Genomic DNA, 25175 nt, shown 5'->3' on the forward strand with positions numbered 1-25175 from the left:
TACTATTTGCTGAAATCAGGCATTTATATCATTGCGTAAGTTAGGTGGGGGAAGCATGGAACAGAACGTGGAGAGAAGAAAGCGGTTCGAGCTTTTGATGAAACAAGGAGAAATCCCGCCCGCGATCATTGATCCTTACTTCTTGGATGGATACATTGAACGTGTGGAGATCAGCCGCGGCAACCATGACTGGCATATTGTAATTGTCAAAGAAAGTTTGGTTCCGGCCCAGACGTACCGGACCTTTGTGCTCAGAATGCGAGAGAAGCTGCAGCATATAGCCAAAGTCAGCTTCTTGTTTCTATATGATAACAAAATCAGCAGAGCGGAGCTGGTACAGGAATATTGGGGCCTTTTTCTGGAGTGGGTTCAGCGTGAAATCCCTTCTGTCAATGGCTGGCTTACCCGCTCAACACAAGAGCTGCAGGACGATACACTTTTGCTGAGTCTAAGTGATTCGATGTCACTGGAATTGGCCCGCAAAAAGGGGATCGAAGGCGCGATAGTGAAGTTTTACGATAAATTCTTCGGGCTCTCTCTGAAAGTTAAGCTCCAGATTGCGGAGAATGAGAGTAAAGCGGATGCCTATGAGGAATTCCAGCAGAAACTGCAGCAAGAACAACGTGAACTGGTGGAAATGATGATGATGGCCAGTGAGCCTGATGAACCAGAGGACGATAGAGATCCAAATGAGATTATTAAGCTGCAGGTTGGTTATGAAATTAAGGAGCAGGCTGTGCCTATCCTAGAGATTCAGGATGAGGAAAAGAAGATCACGATCCAAGGGACTATCTTCGGTCTCGAGAGCAAGGAACTTCGCAACGGAAATACCTTGTTCACTTTCTGTATTACCGACTTTACGGATTCTCTGCAAATTAAGATGTTCGCCAAAACCAAGGAAGATCTGAAGGTCATGGGACAATTAGCTAACGGCAAATGGGTTAGAGCACGCGGCAAAGTGGAATATGACCGTTTCATGCAAATTCCAGAGCTGGTGATGATTCCTTCGGATTTGTCCGAGGTTCAGGCGCCGCCTGCCCGGAAAGATACAGCTCCTGTGAAGAGAGTGGAATTCCATCTGCATACGACTATGAGCACCATGGATGCAGTAACTCCTATTGATGCCTATGTCAAAACAGCCGCGAAGTGGGGCCATCCGGCGATTGCCGTCTCGGATCATGGTGTAGTCCAAAGCTTTCCTGATGCGGATCATGCTGCCCATAAACACAAAATCAAGATGCTGTACGGCGTAGAAGCCAATGTTGTTAATGACTCGGTTAATATTGTGGAGAACCCACAGCCCTTGGAACTGAAAAAAGCGACCTATGTTGTATTCGATATCGAGACCACCGGTTTGTCGATTACACGCAATAACATAACGGAGCTTGCGGCCATAAAGATGTGCGAAGGGAAGGAACTGGACCGTTATTCAACCTTTGTGAACCCGCATGAAAAAATTCCTTATCATATTCAGCAGCTGACCAATATCACGGATGAAATGGTGAAGGATGCACCGGATCTGGAGCCTGTGCTTCAGAAGTTTGTGGAGTTTGTAGGTGACAGCATCCTAGTAGCCCACAATGCTAGGTTCGATATGGGATTCATTCAGGCATCGCTAGTGAAGCTGGGCAAGCCGATATTGCCAAACCCTTCGCTGGACACACTGGAGCTGGCGCGCCTTTTGTTCCCTAGCATGAAGAATCACAGACTGAATACCTTAGCAGATAAGTATAAAGTACTGCTCGAGAGTCATCACCGTGCGATAGACGATACTATTGCGCTGGGGGGCATCCTGAACGGCCTGCTGGCCGATGCGGAGAAGCTCAAGAATCTGACCCGATTGGACCGGTTGAATGATTATGTAGGCAATGACCTCTCGAACACCCGGCCGTTTCACTGCGGCATATATGCACTGAATCCTGTGGGCAAAAAGAATCTGTACAAGCTGATTTCACTATCTCATACAGAGTATTACAAGCGGGTGCCATGTATACCTAAGTCCAAGCTCGAAGAGCATAGGGACGGTCTGCTGGTGATTTCCGGGTGTGAACGGGGTGAGTTTTTCGAGGCGGTCCTGAACAAGACTACAGAAGAGGCAATGGAAGTTGCACAATTTTATGATGTTTTGGAGATTCAACCCCTGACGATGTACATGCATCTGGTAGACAAGGGTTTTGTCGCCAGTCCAGAGGACTTACGGGGTGTCGTACACAAGATTTGTGAGATTGGCGAGCAGTTGAACAAACCTGTTATTGCTACGGGGAATGTTCATTACCTTGAACCAAGGGATAAGCTGTTCCGTGATATTACGATTCATGGAATTACTGGCTTCAGCCCGCTGAAAGATCAGCGCAAACCGGATGCTCATTTCCGCACTACGGATGAGATGCTGGCTGAATTTGAATTCCTTGGCGCAGAAAAAGCGATGGAGGTTGTTGTCACTAATACAGTGGCATTAGCTGAGCGTTTTGAGGAGTATCCACTTTTCCCTAGTGATCTGTTCACACCCATAATCGAAGGGGCAGACGATGAAATACGGGAAACCTGCTATAATACGGCAAAATCGATCTATGGCGAAGAACTGCCTGAGGTAGTCGTTGCCCGGTTAGAAAAAGAACTTGCGCCAATTATCAAGTACGGCTTCTCTGCCAACTATCTCATCTCTGAACGGCTTGTTAAGAAATCCAATCAGGATGGTTACTTGGTAGGTTCACGTGGTTCTGTAGGTTCATCAGTGGTGGCAACCTTTCTCGGAATCTCCGAGGTTAATCCGCTGCCTGCCCATTATATTTGTACAAATCCTGAATGCAAGCACAATGAGTGGTTTCTAGACGGCAGCGTGCCAAGCGGGTTCGACCTTCCAGATAAAGCATGTCCGGATTGTGGAGGTAAGCTTAAAGGCGAAGGGCAGGATATTCCGTTTGAGACGTTCCTCGGCTTTAAAGGAGATAAGGTTCCCGATATCGATCTTAACTTTTCAGGTGAATATCAACCGAACGCCCATAATTTCACCAAGACCATGTTTGGACCGGACAATGTATTTCGTGCAGGCACCATCGGTACTGTAGCAGAAAAGACTGCTTTTGGCTTCACGAAGAAATACGAAGAGCATCATCAAAAGCGGTGGCGCGGAGCCGAGGTCGGACGCCTGGCTGCGGGCTGTACTGGTGTGAAACGGAGTACGGGGCAGCATCCCGGCGGTATCGTTGTTTTGCCGGATTATATGGAGATTGAGGATATCACCCCAGTTCAGTATCCGGCAGATGATGTCACTGCAGAATGGAAGACCACCCATTTCGATTATCATGCGTTTGACGCCAATCTGCTGAAGCTCGATATCCTGGGTCACGATGATCCGACCATGATGCGTATGCTCCAGGACTTGACTGGTGTGGATCCGACCACCATACCGATGAACGATCCCAAGGTTATGAGCATGTTTAATTCAACGGATGCGCTGGGAGTCAGACCGGATCAGATCCGGACACCCGTTGCAACCTATGGGGTGCCGGAGATGGGGACCAAATTTGTGCGCCAGATGCTTGTAGAGTCGAAGCCGTCAAGCTTTGCCGACCTTCTGCAGATCTCGGGTTTGTCCCACGGTACAGGAGTTTGGCTTGGCAATGCCCAGGAGCTGATCAAGAACAATACCTGCAACATCAAGACGGTTATTGGTTGCCGTGATGACATCATGCTATTTCTGATTTACAAGGCGGGAATGGATGCAGGTCTGGCGTTCAAAATTACGGAGAGTGTTCGTAAGGGCAAAGGGTTGTCGGCCGAATGGATTGAGGAAATGAAGAAATGCAAAGTTCCACAATGGTATATCGATTCCTGCCTCAAGATCCAGTACATGTTCCCAAAGGCTCATGCTGCTGCCTATGTCATATCTGCAGTACGGACCGCCTATTTCAAGCTGTACTATCCTATCGAATATTATGCGACTTATTTCACGGTGCGGGCGGCTGATTTTGACATTGAGCTGTGTTGCAAAGGATATGAGGCCATTGCCCGTCAAATTGTTGAAATTGAGCAAAAAGGCTTTCAGGCACTGCCGAAGGAAAAGGCGATGCTGCCTGTACTTGAAATGGCTCTGGAAATGACCGCACGGGGGTTCACCTTTAAAAATATCGATTTGTACCATTCGGATGCGACCAAATTTACTGTGGACGGTACAAGCCTGATTCCTCCGTTCTCTTCACTTGCAGGAATTGGAGATAATGCAGCAATTAATATTGCCGCAGCCAAGAATGCCGGGGAGTTCCTGTCCATCGAGGATTTCCAGCAGAAATCCAAGGCGAGTAAGACGGTTGTTGAACTGCTGAGCAACATGGGCTGCTTCCGTGGATTACCAGAGAGCAATCAGCTTTCACTCTTCTAACATCCTCGTATAGTTGGAAAATGTGCTGTAGAAGAATTGTACAAAAACTCCGTTGCGGAACGGATGAAAAGCACGTTTTTGCACCTTGTTACACGAGGCAGTCAAGGGCCGGCACTTGTCAGTGCTGATGCACTATGGTATAATTTTTTTGGTAATAATGAGATAAGTCCGTTGTGTAAAGAGTGGGGAAACCCACTCTTTATCTTTGGTATATAGCAAAAGACAAGTTCGTGGAGGTTATTTTCTTTTGAGCACACCTAAATCCCAAATTAAACAAACGGTAGAGCAGATGCTCGGGCCCTATCTCGAGGACAATGGTTTCGAACTGGTGGACGTTGAATATGTGAAGGAAGGCTCCAACTGGTTTTTGCGCATATTCGTAGATAAAGAAGGCGGCATTGATATTGATGACTGTGGTGCCATCAGCGAATATTTCAGTCAGAAGCTGGATGAGAATGATCCTATACCTGAGGCTTATTTTCTTGAGGTATCCTCACCGGGTGCTGAGCGCCCGCTCAAAAAGGCTGCGGACGTTGCCAAAGCGGTTGGCAAGGATGTCTATGTGACGGTGTATGAGCCGATTCAAGGACTTAAGGAATTCGAAGGTCGTTTGCTTTCGTTCGAGAACGAGGAACTGCTCATCTCCGCGGGCAAAAAAGAACATGTAGTACCGTACGCCAAAGTCGCCAGCGCGAGATTGGCCATTATTTTTTAACGTCTTGAAAGGGGGACCGGAATTTCATGAGTATGGATTTTATCGAAGCTATGAATGAACTGGAAAGGGAGAAAGGCATCAGCAAGGATGTGCTGTTCGAAGCCATCGAAGCTGCGCTGATCTCCAGCTATAAACGCAACTTCAATGCGGCGCAGAATGTGCGTGTGGATATGAACCGCAACACAGGTGTAATCAAGGTGTTTGCACGCAAACTGATAGTTGAAGAGGTTCTGGATACCCGGACCGAAATTTCACTGATGTCTGCCCGGGAGATTAATCCTCATTTTCAGCTGGAGGATATCGCCGAGCTGGAAGTAACACCGCGTGATTTCGGCCGTATTGCAGCCCAGACTGCTAAGCAGGTGGTGACTCAGCGTATCCGTGAAGCGGAGCGCGGACTCATCTATAATGCTTTTATCGACAAGGAAGATGATATTGTTACCGGCCTTGTGCAGCGTCAGGATATGCGTAATATTTATGTGGATCTTGGCAAAATCGAAGCGGTTCTGCCGCTCAGCGAGCTGATGCCTGGAGAAAAGTTCAAGCAAAGCGAGCGCATCAAGGCATATATCACTAAGGTTGAGAATACCACCAAAGGGCCTCAGATCATGCTGTCCCGCAGCCATCCAGGCCTCTTGAAGCGCCTGTTCGAGCTGGAGGTCCCAGAGATTTTTGACGGTGTTGTCGAGATTCGCTCCGTGGCCCGTGAAGCTGGCTTCCGTTCCAAGATTGCCGTTTTCTCGCGCAATGCTGAAGTGGATCCGGTCGGTTCATGCGTAGGTCCTAGAGGCACACGTGTTCAGACGATCGTCACCGAGCTGCGCGGCGAGAAGATTGATATCGTCCGTTATTCCGAAGCGGTTCAGGAGTATGTAGCGAACGCGCTTAGCCCTTCCAAGGTGCTTGAGGTTCAAGTCTTTGAAGCGGAAAAGATGGCCCGTGTCATTGTTCCTGATTATCAATTGTCGCTCGCGATCGGCATCAAAGGACAGAATGCCCGTCTTGCCGCGAAGCTGACCGGCTGGAAAATTGATATCAAGAGCGAAAGCCAGGCAGAGCAGGAATACGGCAGACCAAGAACTTCTAATGATGAAATGCATCAGGATTCCGTCTCCATTGACTAATCAACCTGCTCTATTTTAGAGGGGAGGCGATTGACATGAAACAGCGTAAGGTACCGCTACGCAAATGCGTTGCAAGCCAAGAGATGATGCCCAAAAAAGAGCTGATTCGTGTGGTGAGAACGCCGGAGGGCGAAGTACTGATTGACCTGACGGGTAAGAAGTCGGGCCGGGGAGCTTATATTTGCGGCAAACTGGAATGTTTTAAGCTGGCACAAAAGAATAAAGCACTTGACCGTGCACTGAAATGTCAAGTGAGTCCTGAAATCTATGCCCAGCTTGCTCGGGATTTTGCATCCGTCGAGGAGCAGTTTCTGGCAGCAAAGGATAGTGAGGACAATGAGTAAGGCACTTTCTTATTTAGGGCTTGCCATGAGAGCAGGCAAGATTGTCACTGGCGACGAAGCTGTACTCAAAGCAGTACGGTCTTCGGAGGCGAAGCTGGTCGTCCTTGCTGGTGACGCTTCAGATAATACTCAGAAAAAGTTCCGCGACAAGTGCGGAACCTACGATATTCCACTAGTAATCGCATTTCACCGGGATGACCTCGGTGCAAGTATTGGTAAGGACCAGCGCGTTGTGCTGGCCGTTACGGATAAAGGATTCGCGGAAATGATCTCCAGAGTGCTTGGAGATACTGTCGGAGGTGGAGTTATTGACTAAAGAAGACAATAAGGATAAACTGCGCGTGTATGAATACGCGAAATCGCTCAATATGAGCAGTAAAGAAATCATTACAATTCTGAAGCGTTTGAATGTTCCTGTGAATAATCATATGAGTGTCATGGAGAATAGCTCCGTGAACAAAGTAGAACAGTTCTTCAAGGACATAAAGTCAAACGCTGCAGCCAAGCGGGATAGCGGAACCAGCAGCCGTCCGGCATCTGCCGGAACGGTAACCGCCGAACCCCAAAACGCTCAGAATGCCAACAAAAATCAACCGGAAAAGCAGGTAGGTATGAACAGTAACCAAAACAACAACCAATCGACGACGTCCCCAAGGCCCCAAAGCGGACAAGATTCCCGCATAGCAACATCAGGTTCCACACAGAATTCCCGTCCGCAGAGTTCTACTAGCGGCAATCGCCCACAAGGTTCCACTGGAAGCCGTCCGCAAGGCAGCTCCACCGGCGGCAGCCGTCCACAAGGCAGCTCCACCGGCGGCAGCCGTCCACAAGGCAGTTCCACTGGCGGCAGCCGTCCGCAAGGCAGCTCTACCGGCGGCAACCGTCCGCAGGGCAGCTCCACTGGCGGAAACCGCCCGCAAGGCAGCTCCACCGGCGGCAGCCGTCCGCAAGGCAGCTCTACTGGCGGAAACCGCCCGCAAGGCCAAAGCAGTAATGCACCACGTACCGGGGCTCCACAAGGCCAAGGCAGCGGTGCACCACGCACTGGTGCGCCACAAGGTCAAGGCGGCGGAGATTTCTCCCGCGGCGGTGATAGAGGACCTAAGAAGAATACAACTGGCGGCAGACCCAACAATAACAGCGGTCAGAAACGTTTTGAAGACGGCAAAGGCGGTAACTTCCGCGGCCGTGGCGGCAAGAACAACCGGGGCAGAAACCAGCCAACAGTGTACCGCGAGAAGATCGACAACACACCGAAGAAGATCATTGTCCGCGGCAGCATGACTGTCGGAGAAACTGCAAAGCTGCTTCATAAGGATGCTTCAGAAGTCATTAAGAAGCTGATCTCCATGGGTGTAATGGCTACAATTAACCAGGAGCTCGATATTGACACGATTCTGCTGCTTGCCGGTGAATTCGGCGTAGAAGTAGAAGTGAAGATTCCTGTTGATGAAGACAGCTTCGAAACGGTGGAAGAGAACGATTCCGAAGAGGATCTGCAGGCTCGTCCTCCAGTAGTAACCATCATGGGCCACGTTGACCATGGTAAAACGACATTGCTGGATGCCATTCGTTCGACGAATGTGACCGGCGGTGAAGCCGGTGGGATTACCCAGCATATCGGTGCTTACCAAGTTGAAATCAACCACAAAAAAATCACGTTCCTAGATACACCGGGTCACGAAGCGTTTACCGCAATGCGTGCCCGTGGTGCACAGGTAACGGATATGACTATTATCGTAGTCGCTGCTGATGACGGCGTTATGCCGCAGACGGTAGAAGCAATCAACCATGCCAAGGCTGCTGGTCTGCCGATCATCGTTGCAGTTAACAAGATTGATAAACCGGGTGCTGATCCGGATAAAGTGAAGCAGGAGCTTACGAGCTATGAGCTGGTACCAGAAGAGTGGGGCGGAGACACCATCTTCGTTAACTTGTCTGCCAAGCAGCGCATCAACCTGGAAGAACTGCTGGAAATGATTCTGCTTGTTGCTGAAGTGAATGAGTACAAAGCGAACCCTGACAAACGGGCCCGCGGTACTGTCATAGAAGCAGAGCTGGATAAGAACCGTGGACCGGTTGCCCGGATTCTCGTACAGAACGGTACGCTGAAAGTCGGGGACGCTTTTGTAGCGGGTAACTGCTTCGGACGCGTACGCGCTATGGTTAATGATAAAGGACGCAAGATCAAGGAAGCGGGTCCTTCCACTCCGGTCGAGATTACTGGTCTGACTGAAGTCCCGCAAGCCGGCGATCCATTCATGGCGTTTGAAGATGAGCGCAAAGCCCGTGCAATTGCGGATAGACGTTCCACTTCGCAGCGCCAGTCCGAGCTGAATACGAATACCCGGGTAACTCTGGATGATCTATTCAAGCATATCAAGGATGGCGAGATCAAAGATCTCAACGTTATCATCAAGGGTGACGTACAAGGTTCAGTAGAAGCACTCAAAGGATCCTTGGCCAAAATCGAAGTTGAAGGCGTAAGGGTGAAGATTATCCACAGTGGAGCGGGTGCGATTACAGAATCCGACATCACCTTAGCTGCAGCATCCAATGCGATCGTTATCGGGTTCAATGTTCGTCCGGATGCTCAGACCAAAGCAGCCGCTGAGCAGGAGAAAGTGGATGTACGTCTGCACAACATTATCTACAACGTAATTGAAGAAATTGAAAGTGCAATGAAAGGGATGCTTGATCCGATCTACAAAGAGAACGTTATCGGCCATGCTGAAGTGCGCAATGTCTTCAAAATCAGCAAAGTGGGTACTATTGCAGGATGTATGGTTACTTCCGGCAAAATTGCCCGTAATGCCGAAATGCGCCTGATCCGTAGCGGTATCGTTGTCTTCCAAGGCAAGATCGACACCTTGAAACGTTTCAAAGATGATGCAAAAGAAGTGGCGCAAGGTTATGAATGCGGCATAACTTTGGAACGCTATAATGATGTCGCTGAAGGCGACATTATCGAAGCGTTCATCATGGAAACGGTAGAGCGCTAAGCGAAGAGGTGAATATAGATGTCTAAAATCAGAGCCGGACGGGTTGGCGAACAGATCAAAAAAGAACTGAGCCAGCTCATCCAAAGCGGACTAAAGGATCCTCGTATCGGGTTTGTTACAGTAACCGGCGTAGACGTGACTAACGATCTGTCGCAGGCTAAAGTATACCTGAGTGTATTCGGGGACGAAGAGCAGGTTACAGGTTCACTAAAAGCGATTGAGAAAGCGAACGGTTTTCTCCGGTCAGAGCTTGGTAAGGCGATCCGCCTGCGTCATACTCCTGAACTGATCTTCAAGATTGACGAATCCGTTGCTTACGGAAGCCATATCGAGAAGCTGCTTGGTGAAATTGGCAAGAATGAAGAAAGCTAGGTAACATAAAGGAGACGGCGAATGCAGAGCTATGAACAAAGTCTCCAGCAGACCCGTAAGTTTCTGCTGGAACACGACGATTATCTTGTAGTGTCGCATGTTCAGCCGGACGGAGATGCAGTCAGCTCCACCCTCGCGGTGGGCTGGCTTCTCTCATGTCTGGGCAAAAAATATACTATGCTGAATGAAGGACCGATCCCTCAACGAATGGAATACTTATGGCATGCTAATGAGATTGTTAATTTAGCTGACGGCGGGCTATCCCGCCAATATCATAATGTTATTTGCGTCGATTGTGCCGATTTTCAGCGTGTAGGGCTTACCCAGCGTCATTTTGCCACCGATGCCCTCATCTTGAATATAGATCATCATCCTACGAACAACGGTTATGGCCATGTTACGCTGATTAAACCGGATGCAGCTGCGACTGCGGAAATTTTGTTCGACCTGCTGAAGACGTTTGAGATGGAGTGGGACATAGATATCGCGACTGCTCTCTATACCGGACTGTTAACGGATACCGGAGGTTTTCGTTACAGCAATACCTCTCCTAAAGTGATGGCGGCCGTATCCGAACTGCTGGCACTTGGTGTCAACGGTCCTGAACTGGCGGAAACACTGCTCGAAGAAATGACATTGGCACAGGTTAAAGTGCTTAACAGGGCGTTAAGTACCTTGCAACTGTCCCCGGAAGGAGACATAGCTTGGGTATACGTGACACCACAGGATATGCTGGATTGTGATGCCGCCAATGAAGATCTTGAAGGTATTGTGAACTATCCGCGTAATATCCGCGGAGTTGAGGTGGGAATTCTGTTCAAGGTGATCCATGAACATGCGGTAAAAGTAAGCCTACGCTCGGCAGGCAAAGTGGATGTTGCCGCTTTGGCGCAAGTATTCGGGGGCGGTGGACATACGCGTGCAGCAGGTGCCCGTATTGATGCTACACTCGAAGAGGCTATACCGATGATACTTCAGGAGGTCAGACGTCATTTATGAGTGAACTTACAGGTGTTTTGGCTGTCTATAAGCCTGCCGGATTCACTTCACATGATGTTGTCGCCAAAGCGAGACGCATTCTCGGAATGAAGCGGATCGGCCATACAGGGACACTAGATCCCCAGGTCACCGGGGTCCTGCCGCTCTGTCTGGGACGGGCAACACGTGTCGTTGAATATATTCAGGAACTGCCCAAAGAATATGTGGCTACCTTGAGACTTGGAGTATCCAGTGATACGGAGGATTTAACCGGAACGATTACCGAAACGGTTGAAGAGGTCAATGTCACGGAGGCTGAAGTGCTTGCTGTGCTTACTTCTTTTAAAGGCGTCATTTCTCAGGTTCCACCCATGTATTCTGCTGTCAAGGTTGACGGCAAACGCCTATATGAGCTCGCCAGAGAAGGCAAAACAGTGGAGCGTAAAAGCCGTGAAGTGGAGATCTATGAGATCGAGATGCTCGGCATGATCTGGAATGGTAAACATCCCGATATTACGTTTCGTGCCTTGTGCTCCAAAGGTACTTACATCCGAACATTATGTGTGGATATCGGACGGGCACTTGGACTTCCTGGAGTTATGGTTAAGCTTGAACGGACCATGTCAGCAGGAATATCGGCCAGCCACTGCTTGACTCTGGAGCAAATAGCTGCGCATAAGGAAGCTGGTACGCTGGAAGAGCATTTGATTGCAGCGGATGAAGCCATCAATCATTTACCCAGACATATAGTGATGGATGAGAAGAAGAAAGCAGCTCTGCAAGGGCAGCGTCTGTCGATCCGGCATGTGGCTCCTGAAGTAAAGCAGAATGGACACTTTCGTCTTTATGATGTTCAAGGCGAGTTCCTGGGTATTTATGAATTGGAAGAGACAGGGGCTATTGCGCCTGTTAAGGTATTTGCACAAGCATAACTTTAATTTTAATTAGTGAATTGTAGGTGAGAGACAGCGTGAGAACCGTAACCTTAAGCTACCCGATACCGCCGGAGACTGCAGCAGATTGGGCACAGCCACAAGTAACAGCTTTGGGCCAATTTGACGGATTGCATCTGGGACATGCCAGCGTCATTGCATCCGCTGTTGCACTGGCCCGCAAAGATGGCATTCCAGCCTCTGTCATGACTTTCCATCCTCATCCCAAGGATGTAATGGGCAAAGGTGACTATGATGGATATTTGACCCCACCGAAGGATAAGCAGGAGCTTCTTGCCGGGATGGGGGTCGATATTTTGTATATCATTGAATTTAATGAGCAGCTTTCCAAAGTAAGTCCGGAGGATTTTGTATCGGTGATGCTGCTGCCTCTGAAGATTGTAACCGCCGTGGTTGGCTTTGATTTCCGTTTTGGCTACCTTGGTGAGGGGGACCCGGAACGACTTCGAGAGCTGGGGCAAGGGGCAATGGGTGTTGTGACTGCGCCTCCCTTCCTGATCGGGGGCCAGAAGGTAAGCAGCTCCGGTATTCGTAAAAGTCTCCAGAATGGTGAGCTTACTCTGGCGAATACATGGTTTGGACGTTGTTATCATCTGCGGGGAACAGTGGTACATGGAGAGAAGCGTGGACGCACGATAGGGTTCCCTACAGCAAATGTACAGCTTGATGAGCGTTATGTTATTCCCGCTAAGGGAGTTTATGCTGTCAGAGTATTTTACAAGGATGAGGTTCTTCACGGTGTAATGAACGTTGGTGTCAAGCCGACCTTTCATGAAGGAGTAACAGCGCCCAGCTTTGAGGTGCATCTGTTTGATTTTGCGGGGGATATCTACGGGCAAGAGCTTATGGTGGAGCTGGTCTCATTCATCCGTCCTGAACGCAAGTTTGAATCTATTGGTGCTTTGATCGCACAAATTGGCGAAGATGCCGGGACAGCAAAAAGTCTGCTGGAAGATCAATCCTGAATCATATGGACATGCCGTTTACATTTGTCTGCGAAGGTGCTATACTGATTAACGTTGCTGGAATGACAGCATCATAACCTTAGCTTGGTTGCATGTTCTCACCGACGGTGACGAGGCTATTGGCGATTATATTGAAGGAGGTGAACAGGATGGCATTGACTCAAGAACGTAAACACCAATTGATTGACGAGCACAAAACTCATGAATCCGACACTGGATCCCCTGAGGTGCAAGTTGCTATCCTAACGGAGAACATCGTTAATTTGACTGACCACTTGCGTACGCACAAGAAGGATCATCATTCCCGTCGCGGATTGCTGAAGATGGTTGGACAACGTCGTAAACTGCTGGCGTATTTGAAAAACAAAGACATCAGACGTTACAGCGCCCTGATCGAAAAACTGGGATTGCGTCGCTAATTTTCCATAATCGTTACCCTAAAGCAGCCTGGTTGTATACCGTATGTCCTTCTTACGAGCGACAGCGGGACAGCCGGGTTGCTTTTTGAAAATTTAGGGGAAACTGTGGTTAGCAGCAAGTAGATATGATGTGCACAAAACGGCTACTTAACCTCATCTTGAGGACAAGCCGTTTTTGCTTGAAATATAAGAATTTATAGTTCTTGTGCTATAGGTGATCCTTATATTTTTGAGGAAACGGGAGAGTTTAATGTACATACGGCGAAGCCGTTTCTTCTTATATAATTATAATTAACATTGAACCTGTGATCGTGAACGGCAGGTCTACTACCATTCAAGGAGGGATTTTATGGAAAAACGTGTAGAAATGCAACTTGGCGGAAGACGCCTTGTGCTCGAAACAGGCCGCTTGGCCAAACAGGCAAACGCAGCAGTTATGGTCCGTTATGGTGACACTTCAGTATTGTGTACGGTTACAGCATCCAGTGAACCTAAAGATCTGGATTTTTTCCCGCTTACAGTTAACTATGAGGAAAGACTATATGCAGTTGGTAAAATTCCCGGGGGATTTATCAAACGCGAGGGTAGACCCAGCGAGAAAGCAATTCTATCCAGCCGTCTGACGGACCGTCCGATCCGCCCATTGTTTCCGGAAGGATTCCGTAATGATGTGCAGGTACTCAATCTCGTAATGAGTGTGGATCAGGATTGTGCGCCAGATATTGCTGCAATGATTGGTACTTCCGCTGCACTCAGTATTTCTGATGTGCCTTTCAGCGGTCCTATTGGCGGTGTGGCTGTAGGCCGCATTAACGGTGAATTTATCATTAACCCTGATGTTGCACAACAAGCGGTAAGTGATATTTATGTAGTCGTAGCCGGAACTAAGGATGCCATTATGATGGTAGAAGCAGAAGCCAATGAAGTACCGGAAGATGTAATGCTTGAAGCTATCATGTTCGGACATGATGAAGTCCGCAAGATCGTAGCTGTGATCGAAGAACTGGTTGCGGTTGCGGGTAAAGAGAAAATGGCAGTGAAACTGCACGCTGTAAATGCAGAAGTGAACGCTGAGGTTCGCGCGTATGCGCAGATCCGCCTGGTGGAAGCTGTGAAGATTGCCGAGAAGCATGCCCGACAGGATGCCATCGATTTGATCAACAATGAAACGGTGCAGTATTTCGCAGAGAAATACATAGAAACACCGGAGCTTCTGAAGGATGTCAAGGAAGTTCTCCATGATATCGTAAAGGATGAAGTTAGACGCCTGATCACCCACGATAAGATCCGTCCGGATGGACGCAAGCTGGATGAAATTCGTCCGATCGAATGCGATACTGCTCTGCTGCCACGCACACATGGTTCCGGTCTCTTTACACGGGGACAGACTCAGATCCTAAGCGTATGTACCCTTGGCGCACTTGGTGATGTTCAGATTCTTGACGGGATTGATCCGGCTGAGACCAAACGGTTTATGCATCACTACAACTTTCCTCCATTCAGCGTAGGGGAAGCTCGTCCGCTTAGAGCGCCGGGCCGCCGTGAGATTGGACATGGAGCTCTGGGAGAACGGGCGTTGTCTAAGGTTATCCCTAGTGAAACAGAATTCCCGTACACCATTCGTCTGGTATCAGAAGCCATTGAATCCAATGGATCTACTTCCCAAGCGAGTATCTGTGCGAGTATCCTGGCAATGATGGATGCAGGTGTGCCGATTAAAGCACCGGTAGCTGGTGTAGCCATGGGTCTGATCAAAGACGGGGAACATGTCTCGATTCTAACCGATATCCAAGGTATGGAAGATCACTTGGGCGACATGGACTTCAAGGTAGCTGGTACGGCTGAAGGTGTTACGGCAATTCAGATGGATATCAAAATTGACGGCATCGACCGGAAGATTCTTCAGGATGCGCTGCAACAGGCCAAAGAAGGACGTATGTTCATCTTAGGCAAAATGATGGAAGCCATCTCCGAACCTAGACCAAGTCTGTCTAAATATGCTCCAAAAATTATTATCATTAACATTAATCCGGACAAAATCCGTGATGTCATTGGTGCTGGTGGCAAGATCATCAACAAAATCATTGAGGAAACCGGCGTGAAGATTGACATCGAGCAGGATGGTCGTGTCTTTATCGGATCTTCAGATGAAGCAATGATTCAGAAAGCCCGCGGCATTATCGAAGGCATTGTACGTGAAGTACAGGTTGGCGAAATCTATGTAGGTACAGTTAGACGCATCGAGAAGTTTGGTGCATTTGTCGAACTGATTCCGGGTAAAGACGGATTGGTGCATATTTCCCAATTGTCCACAGACCGTGTAGCCAAAGTAGAAGATGTAGTAGCCATCGGCGATACGATTACTGTCAAAGTAACCGAAATCGACCAACAAGGCCGCGTCAATCTATCGCGTAAAGCTGTACTCACTTCAGAAGGTGCAGCCAAGGCGTAATATCACTGCAGCTTCAATGCAGATCATATGTATGAATGGGAAGAGACAGAAGCAATTTCGTTCTGGCTCTTTTTTTAAAATATAAATGACTATAAGTCCGGGCAAGCAAGCTCCACTCTGTGGGGCTATTTTCAATTGTAGTCATATTTTCTTGCTTGGGTTCATAGGCTGGGACAAAGCGTCTCTGCACCTTCCTGTGCCGGGACCGACCAATGAACCGTTTCTGCCAGGGAGGAAAGTCGTCATGAAGACGGAAAAAGCGGCACTTGTGCTGGCCTGTATCGCTGTCGTAATCGGCATCGGCAGTACCCAAGGCCCCGTGAAGGATATGCTGTCCCAGCTTAAGCAGCAGACAGGACTGGCTGTATGGAACGAGGCTTTAGCAGAACAACCGGGGGAAGATTTGCGAAGAATGATAGAGAGCAAGGCATCCGCCCTGAACAGCCCGCCTGTAGATGCCACCGTAGACCGCGTATGGAAGGCTATACCGGGCTATAATGGTCTGGAAGTAGATGTAGAAGCAACCTATAGGAATGCAATGCTTAAAGGCCCTAATGACGGCTTGAAGCTTCTCTACCGCCAGATTCCGCCTAAGATTTCACTAAATGACTTGGGAGCACAGCCGATCTACCGGGGTAATCCGGCGAAACCGATGGTATCACTGATGATCAATGTCGCATGGGGGAACCAGTATATCATCCCGATGCTGGATATTCTGGATCAGGAGCAGGTGAAGGTCACCTTTTTTCTGGATGGCAGCTGGCTCAGCCGTAATAAAGAATTGGCTATGGAAATGCAGAAGCGCGGTCATGAAATGGAAAATCACGCTTACACCCATCCCAATATGAGCACTTTAAGCAGGGCGCGGGCCACCGCTGAAATCCAGAAAACGCAGAACCTGCTAAAGGAAAGTCTCGGTGTGACCAATATATGGTTTGCACCGCCATCCGGTGATTTTGACCAGGAAACTGTAGATATTGCCGCCTCGCTTGGTCTCAAAACTGTACTCTGGACGCTCGACACGGTAGATTGGCGCAATCCTTCCCCGGAATCGATCATATCCAAAATCAGCAGCAAGGCAGAGCCGGGAACCTTGATTCTCATGCATCCTACATCGTCCTCGTCGCAGGCGCTGAAAGGGATGATCCGGGGAATTAAGGCTAAAGGTCTGCAATTGGGAACGGTTAGCCAGACGTTATCTGCGGAGCGTGTGCTGTCTGCTGATGTTGAGTGAGTCGAATAATTCTGGTAGGATAAAAGGCGCGTATACTAAATATAGACAGAACCAGGGCTATGCCAGGAGGATTTTGAAGTGGAAAAAATAGTGTTATCAAACGGCCTAAGGGTGGTAACTGAAAAAATCCCTACCGGACGATCCGTTTCCTTTGGAATATGGGTTAAAACAGGCTCACGCAATGAGACGCCGCTGAACAACGGGATTTCTCATTTTATTGAGCATATGCTGTTCAAAGGCACCGACCGCTATAGTGCAAAGGATATTGCCGAACAGTTTGATGCGATAGGCGGTAACGTCAATGCGTTTACCTCTAAAGAGTATACATGTTATTATGCCAAGGTTTTGGATGAGCATCTGCCGATTGCTGTGGATGTGCTGGCCGATATGTTCTTCCGTTCACGGATGGATGCCGACGAGCTGGCCAAGGAAAAAAACGTCATTCTGGAGGAAATCGCCATGTGCGAGGACACACCGGATGATCTGGTACATGATCTGATGTGTGCTGCAGCTTATGGTGAACACCCTCTGGCTTATTCGATTCTGGGCCTCAAAGAACGGCTTCAGGAAATGACTCCAGACGACCTCAGGGCTTATATGAAGACTCAGTATACCATTGAGAATACAGTTATCAGTGTAGCAGGCAACATAAATGATGGACTGGCTGAGCTGCTTGAGAAACACTTCGGATCTTTTCAGAATCATGGTGAATCAGCTGCGCTGACTGTGCCCAATTTCCAGGGTGAGCTGTTGTTCCACCGCAAAAAAACAGAACAAAACCATATTTGCCTCTCTTTACCGGGTGTGCAAAGCGGAGGTCCGCTGCAATATCCGATGGTGCTGCTGAATAATGCATTCGGCGGCGGTATGAGTTCACGCATGTTTCAGGAGATCCGCGAAAAGCGCGGCCTGGCCTATTCGGTATACTCCTACCACAGCTCCCAGGCGGATAGCGGGATGTTCACCGTCTACGCAGGAACTGCGCCGAAGCAGACCAAAGAAGTCACAGAACTGATCAAAGAAATGATGCATGAACTTGCTGTCCATGGGCTTAGCGAAGATGAACTGCGAAAGGGCAAGGAACAGCTTAAAGGAAGCCTGATTCTAAGCCTGGAAAGCACAAGCAGCCGGATGAACCGTATTGGTAAAAACGAGCTGATGCTTGGAAGACATGATACACTGGATGAGATGATCGCCAAAATCCAGCAGGTGACTATGGATGATGTGAATCATTTGCTGGACCATATGTTTGCTGAGCCGCTGGCTCTTGCGATGGTGGGCTCAACAGACAAAGCTATAGCCAATGTTAGGAGAGATGATCTTGTCGTATTACGTTCAAATTAACAAGCTTCCCGGGAATGAGGATGTTGAGCTTCCCCGTAAAATGTCCGAACAGGCCTCGGGTTATGACCTGTATGCCGCTGTGGGAGAAGCCGTTGTGCTTGCTCCGGGCGGACGGGCACTAATCCCTACTGGTATATCGCTGGCCATGCCGGACGGCCTGGAGGCGCAAATCCGGCCGCGCAGCGGGCTGGCGTTGAAACACGGTATTACTTGCCTGAATACGCCGGGAACCATTGATGCTGATTACCGTGGCGAGATCAAAGTACTGCTCATCAATCTGGGACAGGAGCCGTTTGCCATTGCCCGTAATGAACGGATTGCCCAAATGGTCTTTCAGGCTGTCCCTTCTGTCACACTGGTTGAAGTGGAAGAACTGTCCGAGACGGAACGCGGAGCCGGAGGCTTCGGGCATACAGGTAAATAAGGTTATCTACACTAATTATAAGCTCAAGCTAAACATTACCAAAGTTAACCGGATTGGGTTCCGGTCGGCTTTGGTTGTTTAGCTTTTTTTGTGTGCTAACAGATATTGTTAAAGCTGCCCGGTACCTCCTAAGGCGGCAAATTTGATTGGTGCAGTCTTTTTGATGAGGCAGGTGATTCAATTCTTCTCGTTATTCACCCATCCGCCCAACCCGGCATAAGATGCTCTATATTCGATAGTGTGTATGTGGAAAGGAGCGTCATCCCTATGCTTACTGGCATCAGGATCGTGTTCCTGGGCGGGGACGCGAGACAGATTGAAGTGATTCGAAAATGTGTGGAAATGGATGCGACGGTAAGCGCTGCCGGATTCGACAAGTGGGAAACCCCAAGCCCAGGGGTGAGCATTGAACAAATGTCGGTAGAGCTGCTGAGCCGTTCGGATGTGCTGGTACTGCCTACTGTAGGCTGTGATGATGAGGGGAATATCAATGCTCTTTTTTCCTCGGAGCGCCTGCAACTGCTGGAAGAGCATGTTGCAGCGTTGCCAGCCAGCTGTACGGTATATACCGGTATGGCCAAAAGTTATTTGAGAACCCTGTGCGCCAAGCATTCACTGAAGCTGGTGGAACTGCTGAACCGGGATGATGTGGCAATCTACAACTCCATCCCTACGGCGGAAGGAGCACTGGTTATGGCTATTCAGAATACGGATTTTACAATCCATGGATCGACCTCGATGGTACTGGGAATGGGCAGAACCGGGTTCACAATGGCCAGGGCACTGCAGGGCCTCGGTTCAAATGTGAAGGTGGGAGTAAGGAAACAAGAGCATTATGCACGGGCCGAGGAGATGGGCTGGAAACCCTTTATGACTGGAGAACTGCTGATACATGTACCTGAAGTTGATCTTATTTTCAATACCATACCAAGTATGATTATTACCGCGCAGGTACTGTCGCGTCTCCCCAAACACTGTGTAATTATCGATCTGGCTTCCGCCCCGGGCGGATGCGATTTCCGCTATGCGGAAAAACGCGGGATCAAGGCCATGCTGGCACCGGGATTGCCCGGAATCGTTGCTCCCAAAAGCGCTGGAATTATTATGGCAGGTGCGCTGGTACAGTCGATATCGGACGAGACTTTTAACAGGGGGGACGAATAAATGGATTGGCATGGAAAAACAGTAGGTTATGCTATTACCGGTTCACACTGTACGTTTGCCGAGGTGATGCCGCAGATTCAACGCTTTATCGATGACGGCGCCAAAGTGGTGCCGATTGTTTCGGCATCCGTGATGAATACAGACACACGCTTTGGCACATCGGAAAATTGGTTAAAACAGTTGAAAGATATAACAGGGAATGATATCATTTCTACAATTGTTGAAGCGGAACCGCTGGGTCCTTCCAAGTTGCTGGATGTATTGACCATCGCGCCCTGCACAGGGAATACTACGAGTAAACTGGCTAATGCCATGACAGACAGTCCTGTTCTTATGGCCGCCAAATCGCAAATGCGTAATGGAAGGCCTCTGGTGCTGGCGATCTCCACTAATGATGGACTTGGACTAAATGCGTCGAATATCGCGAAGCTTTTGGTGACGAAGAATATTTATTTCGTTCCGTTCGGCCAGGATAACCCGCAGGGCAAGCCGAATTCTCTTGTAGCGAAGATGGATCTCATTCCAGAGGCCTGCTATGCGGCACTGCAGGGTAACCAGCTACAGCCGATGATTATCGAACGGTTTCATTCAGCATAGATAACATTTCATGCAGGCATTCTGAATATATAAGGTATACATCTGCCGTCCTCAATTTGAGGGCGGTTCAACACTTTATTCAGCTAACTGAATAATGCCCCCGCGCAGGCGGATTCTTTCCATCGATGGAATGGAAGGTGTATATACGCATTAGTATGCTTGCTTAGAGAAGTAATGGAGGAATTATTCATGGGTATTTTGGTGCAAAAATTCGGCGGAACCTCACTTTCCACACCAGCGGCCAGAGAGCATGTGATCCGTCATGTCAAAAGAGAGCTGGCTAGTGGTTTCAGCCTGGTTGTCGTGGTATCAGCAATGGGCCGTAAGGGTGAGCCGTATGCTACCGATACATTGCTGGACTGGGCCGTGCAGAATGGGGATGCCTTGCCGAGCCGGGAGAAAGATCTGTTGATGTGCTGCGGGGAGATTATTTCTGCTACCACTTTATGCGGCTTGCTGGAGCATGAAGGTATCCCATCAACCGTGCTGACAGGAGCGCAGGCCGGTTTTCTGACGGACAACAACTATGGCAATGCCAGAATACTGGATGTGAGGACTGAACGTATTCTGCGCGAATTACGGGAACATAAAGTAGTTATTGTAACCGGGTTCCAGGGTCAGACTGAAGCCGGTGATTTCACAACCCTTGGACGTGGAGGCAGTGATACTTCAGCTACAGCTCTCGGTGCTGCACTTCGTGCGGATATGGTTGATATTTATACAGATGTGGATGGTATTCTGACGGCCGATCCGCGGATTGTAGAAGATGCGAAGCAACTGACCTATGTAAGCTATACGGAAATCTGCAATATGGCCTATCAGGGTGCGAAGGTCATACATCCCCGCGCTGTGGAGATTGCTATGCAGGCTCAGATTCCAGTCCGGGTCCGTTCTACTTTCTCTGAGGCCGAAGGCACACTTGTAACGCATCCTGAAGGATTCAGCGATGTTTCGCACGGAGTAGTAGACCGCTATGTCACAGGGATCGCTTATGTTAGCAATATCACCCAGATTTCAGTAGAATGCCCGAATGGCAACGGAACCGGCGTACAGCTGCAGATATTCAAGAGCATGGCCGATAATGGCATCAGTGTGGATTTCATCAATGTTACTCCAAGTGAAGCACTATATACAGTGAATGATGACAAATCTGAACAAGCGATTGCTGCTCTTCAGGAGCTGGGTCTGCGTCCTTCGAGCTTATCCGGCTGTGCCAAGGTTTCAGTCATCGGGGGCGGGATCAACGGGGTTCCAGGTATTATGGCCCGCATCGTTGAGGCACTTAGCGCACAGAATATCCAGATTCTGCAGTCTGCAGATTCCAATACAACTATATGGGTTCTGGTCAAAAAGGAAGATATGGTGCAGTCGCTGCGCGCTTTGCATGCCAAGTTTGAATTACACCGCTGACAAGGAGGAATTCAAAGTGGACTTCGGAAGATTAATAACCGCTATGGTAACCCCTTTTGACGGGGCTGGAGAGATTAATTGGGAAGCCACCTCACGGCTGGTCGACTATCTTATTGAGGAACAGAAATCCGAAGCGCTTGTGGTCTGCGGAACAACCGGAGAATCTCCAACCCTTAGCGATGAAGAGAAATTGGAGTTATTCGCTTATGTATTGAACCATGCTGCTGGACGTTGTAAAATCATCGCCGGAACAGGCAGCAACAGCACAAGGCATTCCATACATCTGACAATGGAAGCAGAAAAAATAGGTGTGGACGGCGTACTGCTGGTTGTCCCGTATTACAACAAACCGAATCAGGAAGGACTATATCAGCATTTTTCTGCCATAGCTGGAGCGACGACGCTTCCTGCAATTCTCTATAATGTTCCCAGTCGAACCAGCGTCAGCATGAGTACTGCAACAACACTCAGGCTTGCAGCGATTCCGAACATCGTGGCGATCAAGGAATGTCTATCGGTGGATCAGATTACACAGATTGTCTCCGCATGCCCTGCAGATTTTCGTGTATATACTGGTGATGATTCTGCAGGACTTGCTGCACTCTCTGTAGGAGGGCATGGTATTATCAGTGTAGCCAGCCATATCGTTGGTGAACAGATGGCGGAGATGATTGGAGCATACGTGTCGGGCGATGTACAGCGAGCAGGGGCGCTTCACCGCAAGCTGTTCCCTGTCTTCAAAGGACTGTTCGAATGTCCACAGCCACTGCCGAATCCTTCAGCAGTAAAGTATGCACTCGGGCTTCGCGGCGTAGATGTAGGTACGGTACGGCTGCCGCTAGTATCACCCACCGAAGAAGAGGCTGCATTTATTGCAGCGCTGCTGCAGAAGTAACAAGATTAATAATAGCTCGAAGCTGTAGCCGGTATTCCTTGACAAGGAGTGCCGGTTTTTTTATGTTTTGTGTTAACAATATAAACGCATTATTAAGTTTTCACTTCCTTCATAACGTGTAAGCCTTCAAATGTGAGACGATTTCTTCAGTTTTTTTATCAAATAACCGTCTGAAAATAAGGAAAGAATAGGGTAACGGTGTGGATGACTTGTCTTTTGCCAAAAAAATCATGTATAATGTTCTTAAGTGACTGGGTGCGGTAAAAATTAAATATGCGGTAATCTTCCGTCAATGTATTTTACATTGTGAGACAGGATAGGTCCTTGAATAAGTCTGTGCTAATGGAGCCGGATTTTCGCGCGAGGGGCGCGACAGTGAATTTTGACGGCTTTTTTCCGCTCAAAAAGCGTTTCACTGCGCGATTCAGGTATTTTCGCAGTGCGAAATTATACAGACTTATGGAATTTCCTTGTTGATTGTGGAAGCTATCAGCAATTTGAAGATGTGTTCAGCGCCGCTGAAATAATGAAGCTTAATATTTACAAATAAAAGTATGACGTCCAACATCATAGGAGGGTTAGATTCATTTGTCCAAAAAAAACAACAACGATAAATTGACGATTTTCGCTTTGGGCGGAGTCGGAGAGATCGGGAAAAACATGTATGTGGTTCAATACGGAAACGACATTGTGGTCGTGGATGCGGGTCTTAAGTTCCCAGAAGAAGATATGCTCGGTATTGACATTGTTATTCCTGATATCTCGTACCTGACAGAGAACCGTGACAAAGTAAGAGGTATTGTACTTACCCATGGACACGAAGATCACATCGGCGGATTGTCTTATGTTCTTAAGAACCTGAATGTTCCGGTCTACGGAACGAGACTTACTATGGGTCTTGTGGAAAACAAGCTTAAGGAAGCGAACCTGCTCGGCGAGACTAAGCGGATCCTCATCAATGAGGATTCTGAAATCGAACTGGGTACCTCGCTCAAAGCCACTTTCTTCAGAACTAACCACAGTATTCCCGACTCTGTCGGTGTATGCATCGAAACACCGGAAGGCAATGTAGTTCACACAGGTGACTTCAAATTTGACCATACCCCAGTGAACGGTCAATTTGCCAACTTGCACCGGATGGCCGAAATTGGACAGAAGGGTGTACTTGCCCTTATGTCTGACAGCACGAATGCCGAGAAACCAGGCTTCACTCCTTCAGAGAAAAATGTCGGAATCGTTCTGGAAGATATTTTCCGCAAAGCTGAACAACGCGTGGTGGTAGCAACTTTCGCTTCCAACGTGCACCGTATTCAGCAAGTGGTCAACGCAGCGGAATCAACAGGACGGAAGATTACCGTAATTGGCCGCAGTATGGTCAATGTAGTGTCCATTGCTTCCGAGCTTGGATATCTGAACGTTCCGGATGGCATGCTGATCGAACCTGAAGAAATGAACAGAATGGCTGGCAACCGTGTAGTAGTTCTATGCACAGGCAGCCAGGGCGAGCCGATGTCGGCACTTACCCGCATGGCGCGTTCCAGTCACCGCAAAGTAGACATCTTACCTGGAGATACCGTGATTATTGCGGCAACACCTGTACCGGGTAATGAGAAATATGTAGGTCGTACAATTGATGAACTGTTCCGTCTAGGCGCCAACGTTATTTACAGTGGCTCCAATTCCGGTGTTCACGTATCCGGCCACGGCAGCCAAGAAGAGCTGAAGCTTATGCTCAACCTGATGAAGCCGAAATATTTCATTCCAATTCACGGTGAATTCCGGATGCAGCGCAGACATGCCTTACTGGCAGAATCAGTAGGTGTAGAACCGAGCAACATCTTTATTACCGAGCTCGGTGAAGTGATTGAGATTTCCGGAGGTGCGGCACGCAGAGCTGGCAAGGTAACAGCTGGCAACGTGCTGATTGACGGACTTGGCGTAGGTGATGTAGGTAACATTGTACTCCGTGACCGTAAGCTGCTGTCTCAGGATGGTATTCTTGTAGTGGTGGTAACGCTTAGCAAACAAAACGGCGCCATCGTATCTGGACCTGATATCATTTCCCGCGGTTTTGTCTATGTGCGGGAATCCGAAGGACTCCTTGACGAAGCGAACCGGATTGTATCCGGGACACTGCAGCGCCTGATGAGCGAGAAGGTCAATGAATGGGCATCGCTTAAGACTAGTGTAAAAGATTCACTCGGCCGTTTCCTTTATGAGCAAACCCGCCGCAGACCGATGATCCTGCCGATCATTATGGAAGTGTAATTACGAGGCTTGCTTCTTAACCAATAAACAAATATGCTGGGCCCCAAAGCCCCTTTTCTCCCCGGAAATATTGGACGGTTTCCACGGGAGGAGGGGCTTTTACTGATTTTGGCTAACTCTGAATGGGAGTAGTG

General features: G+C 48.7%; 20 protein-coding genes. All 20 read left to right on the forward strand.

What is annotated here, in order from left to right; genetic code table 11:
• Positions 1-55: 55 nt before the first annotated feature.
• The 20 genes from ACAN54_RS01430 (at position 56) to ACAN54_RS01525 (ending at position 25041) form a co-directional block, all read left to right on the forward strand.
• A complete protein-coding gene (locus tag ACAN54_RS01430; RefSeq protein ID WP_379151432.1) occupies positions 56-4381 on the forward strand; it encodes a PolC-type DNA polymerase III in 4326 nt (1441 codons plus the stop codon).
• Positions 4382-4628: 247 nt separating this feature from the next.
• Positions 4629-5096 carry a ribosome maturation factor RimP gene (gene rimP, locus ACAN54_RS01435; RefSeq protein ID WP_074088160.1) on the forward strand — a complete coding sequence of 156 codons (468 nt, stop codon included), beginning with the start codon at positions 4629-4631 and terminating at the stop codon, positions 5094-5096.
• 26 nt (positions 5097-5122) lie between these two features.
• Positions 5123-6220 (forward strand): transcription termination factor NusA, encoded by a 1098-nt coding sequence (gene nusA / locus ACAN54_RS01440; RefSeq protein ID WP_379151436.1) that lies wholly within the window; start codon positions 5123-5125, stop codon positions 6218-6220.
• 35 nt (positions 6221-6255) lie between these two features.
• Positions 6256-6564, forward strand: coding sequence for an RNase P modulator RnpM (gene rnpM, locus ACAN54_RS01445; RefSeq protein WP_019910454.1), 309 nt, complete (start codon positions 6256-6258; stop codon positions 6562-6564).
• The gene (locus ACAN54_RS01450) at positions 6557-6880 is read left to right on the forward strand and encodes a YlxQ family RNA-binding protein (RefSeq protein WP_379151441.1); all 324 of its coding nucleotides are present in this window, start codon (positions 6557-6559) and stop codon (positions 6878-6880) included. Before rnpM ends, ACAN54_RS01450 begins: the two co-directional genes overlap by 8 nt.
• On the forward strand, positions 6873-9566 hold the full coding sequence (gene infB, locus ACAN54_RS01455) for a translation initiation factor IF-2 (RefSeq protein ID WP_379151444.1): 2694 nt from the start codon (positions 6873-6875) through the stop codon (positions 9564-9566). Before ACAN54_RS01450 ends, infB begins: the two co-directional genes overlap by 8 nt.
• Positions 9567-9584: 18 nt before the next feature.
• The gene (rbfA, locus tag ACAN54_RS01460) at positions 9585-9938 is read left to right on the forward strand and encodes a 30S ribosome-binding factor RbfA (protein WP_020434078.1); all 354 of its coding nucleotides are present in this window, start codon (positions 9585-9587) and stop codon (positions 9936-9938) included.
• 21 nt (positions 9939-9959) lie between these two features.
• Positions 9960-10937, forward strand: coding sequence for a DHH family phosphoesterase (locus ACAN54_RS01465; RefSeq protein ID WP_379151448.1), 978 nt, complete (start codon positions 9960-9962; stop codon positions 10935-10937).
• A complete protein-coding gene (gene truB / locus ACAN54_RS01470) occupies positions 10934-11848 on the forward strand; it encodes a tRNA pseudouridine(55) synthase TruB (protein ID WP_379151451.1) in 915 nt (304 codons plus the stop codon). Before ACAN54_RS01465 ends, truB begins: the two co-directional genes overlap by 4 nt.
• Positions 11849-11886: 38 nt before the next feature.
• Positions 11887-12834: a bifunctional riboflavin kinase/FAD synthetase gene (locus tag ACAN54_RS01475; protein ID WP_379151454.1), complete on the forward strand. Its 948-nt coding sequence runs from the start codon at positions 11887-11889 to the stop codon at positions 12832-12834.
• 149 nt (positions 12835-12983) lie between these two features.
• The gene (gene rpsO / locus ACAN54_RS01480; protein WP_019910460.1) at positions 12984-13253 is read left to right on the forward strand and encodes a 30S ribosomal protein S15; all 270 of its coding nucleotides are present in this window, start codon (positions 12984-12986) and stop codon (positions 13251-13253) included.
• Positions 13254-13602: 349 nt separating this feature from the next.
• Complete coding sequence (gene pnp, locus ACAN54_RS01485) at positions 13603-15705, forward strand: polyribonucleotide nucleotidyltransferase (protein WP_379151459.1); 2103 nt, start codon at positions 13603-13605, stop codon at positions 15703-15705.
• Between the two features lie 244 nt (positions 15706-15949).
• Positions 15950-16939 carry a polysaccharide deacetylase family protein gene (locus tag ACAN54_RS01490; protein WP_379151462.1) on the forward strand — a complete coding sequence of 330 codons (990 nt, stop codon included), beginning with the start codon at positions 15950-15952 and terminating at the stop codon, positions 16937-16939.
• 78 nt (positions 16940-17017) lie between these two features.
• Positions 17018-18283: a M16 family metallopeptidase gene (locus ACAN54_RS01495; RefSeq protein ID WP_379151465.1), complete on the forward strand. Its 1266-nt coding sequence runs from the start codon at positions 17018-17020 to the stop codon at positions 18281-18283.
• Positions 18261-18707 carry a dUTP diphosphatase gene (dut, locus tag ACAN54_RS01500; RefSeq protein ID WP_379151468.1) on the forward strand — a complete coding sequence of 149 codons (447 nt, stop codon included), beginning with the start codon at positions 18261-18263 and terminating at the stop codon, positions 18705-18707. The genes ACAN54_RS01495 and dut overlap by 23 nt, the downstream gene beginning before the upstream one ends.
• Before the next feature lie 267 nt (positions 18708-18974).
• Positions 18975-19871 (forward strand): dipicolinate synthase subunit DpsA, encoded by an 897-nt coding sequence (dpsA, locus tag ACAN54_RS01505; protein WP_379151472.1) that lies wholly within the window; start codon positions 18975-18977, stop codon positions 19869-19871.
• Positions 19872-20468 (forward strand): dipicolinate synthase subunit B, encoded by a 597-nt coding sequence (locus ACAN54_RS01510; RefSeq protein WP_379151476.1) that lies wholly within the window; start codon positions 19872-19874, stop codon positions 20466-20468. It begins immediately after the preceding gene.
• A gap of 189 nt (positions 20469-20657) precedes the next feature.
• Entirely contained in the window at positions 20658-21878 is a 1221-nt protein-coding gene (gene dapG / locus ACAN54_RS01515) for an aspartate kinase (protein WP_379151480.1), read from the forward strand.
• 16 nt (positions 21879-21894) lie between these two features.
• Positions 21895-22773, forward strand: a complete 879-nt coding sequence (dapA, locus tag ACAN54_RS01520) for a 4-hydroxy-tetrahydrodipicolinate synthase (protein WP_379151483.1) — start codon at positions 21895-21897, stop codon at positions 22771-22773.
• A gap of 588 nt (positions 22774-23361) precedes the next feature.
• Positions 23362-25041 (forward strand): ribonuclease J, encoded by a 1680-nt coding sequence (locus tag ACAN54_RS01525; protein WP_379151488.1) that lies wholly within the window; start codon positions 23362-23364, stop codon positions 25039-25041.
• Positions 25042-25175 lie beyond the last annotated feature (134 nt).

This window comes from Paenibacillus diazotrophicus (assembly GCF_042610465.1).

Coding starts and splice junctions, on each gene's coding strand:
- ACAN54_RS01490 (WP_379151462.1), top strand. CDS start 15,950: ATGAAGACGGAAAAAGCGGCACTTGTGCTGGCCTGTATCGCTGTCGTA.
- rpsO (WP_019910460.1), top strand. CDS start 12,984: ATGGCATTGACTCAAGAACGTAAACACCAATTGATTGACGAGCACAAA.
- rnpM (WP_019910454.1), top strand. CDS start 6,256: ATGAAACAGCGTAAGGTACCGCTACGCAAATGCGTTGCAAGCCAAGAG.
- truB (WP_379151451.1), top strand. CDS start 10,934: ATGAGTGAACTTACAGGTGTTTTGGCTGTCTATAAGCCTGCCGGATTC.
- ACAN54_RS01510 (WP_379151476.1), top strand. CDS start 19,872: ATGGATTGGCATGGAAAAACAGTAGGTTATGCTATTACCGGTTCACAC.
- rbfA (WP_020434078.1), top strand. CDS start 9,585: ATGTCTAAAATCAGAGCCGGACGGGTTGGCGAACAGATCAAAAAAGAA.
- ACAN54_RS01430 (WP_379151432.1), top strand. CDS start 56: ATGGAACAGAACGTGGAGAGAAGAAAGCGGTTCGAGCTTTTGATGAAA.
- dpsA (WP_379151472.1), top strand. CDS start 18,975: ATGCTTACTGGCATCAGGATCGTGTTCCTGGGCGGGGACGCGAGACAG.
- ACAN54_RS01450 (WP_379151441.1), top strand. CDS start 6,557: ATGAGTAAGGCACTTTCTTATTTAGGGCTTGCCATGAGAGCAGGCAAG.
- dapG (WP_379151480.1), top strand. CDS start 20,658: ATGGGTATTTTGGTGCAAAAATTCGGCGGAACCTCACTTTCCACACCA.
- pnp (WP_379151459.1), top strand. CDS start 13,603: ATGGAAAAACGTGTAGAAATGCAACTTGGCGGAAGACGCCTTGTGCTC.
- ACAN54_RS01465 (WP_379151448.1), top strand. CDS start 9,960: ATGCAGAGCTATGAACAAAGTCTCCAGCAGACCCGTAAGTTTCTGCTG.
- nusA (WP_379151436.1), top strand. CDS start 5,123: ATGAGTATGGATTTTATCGAAGCTATGAATGAACTGGAAAGGGAGAAA.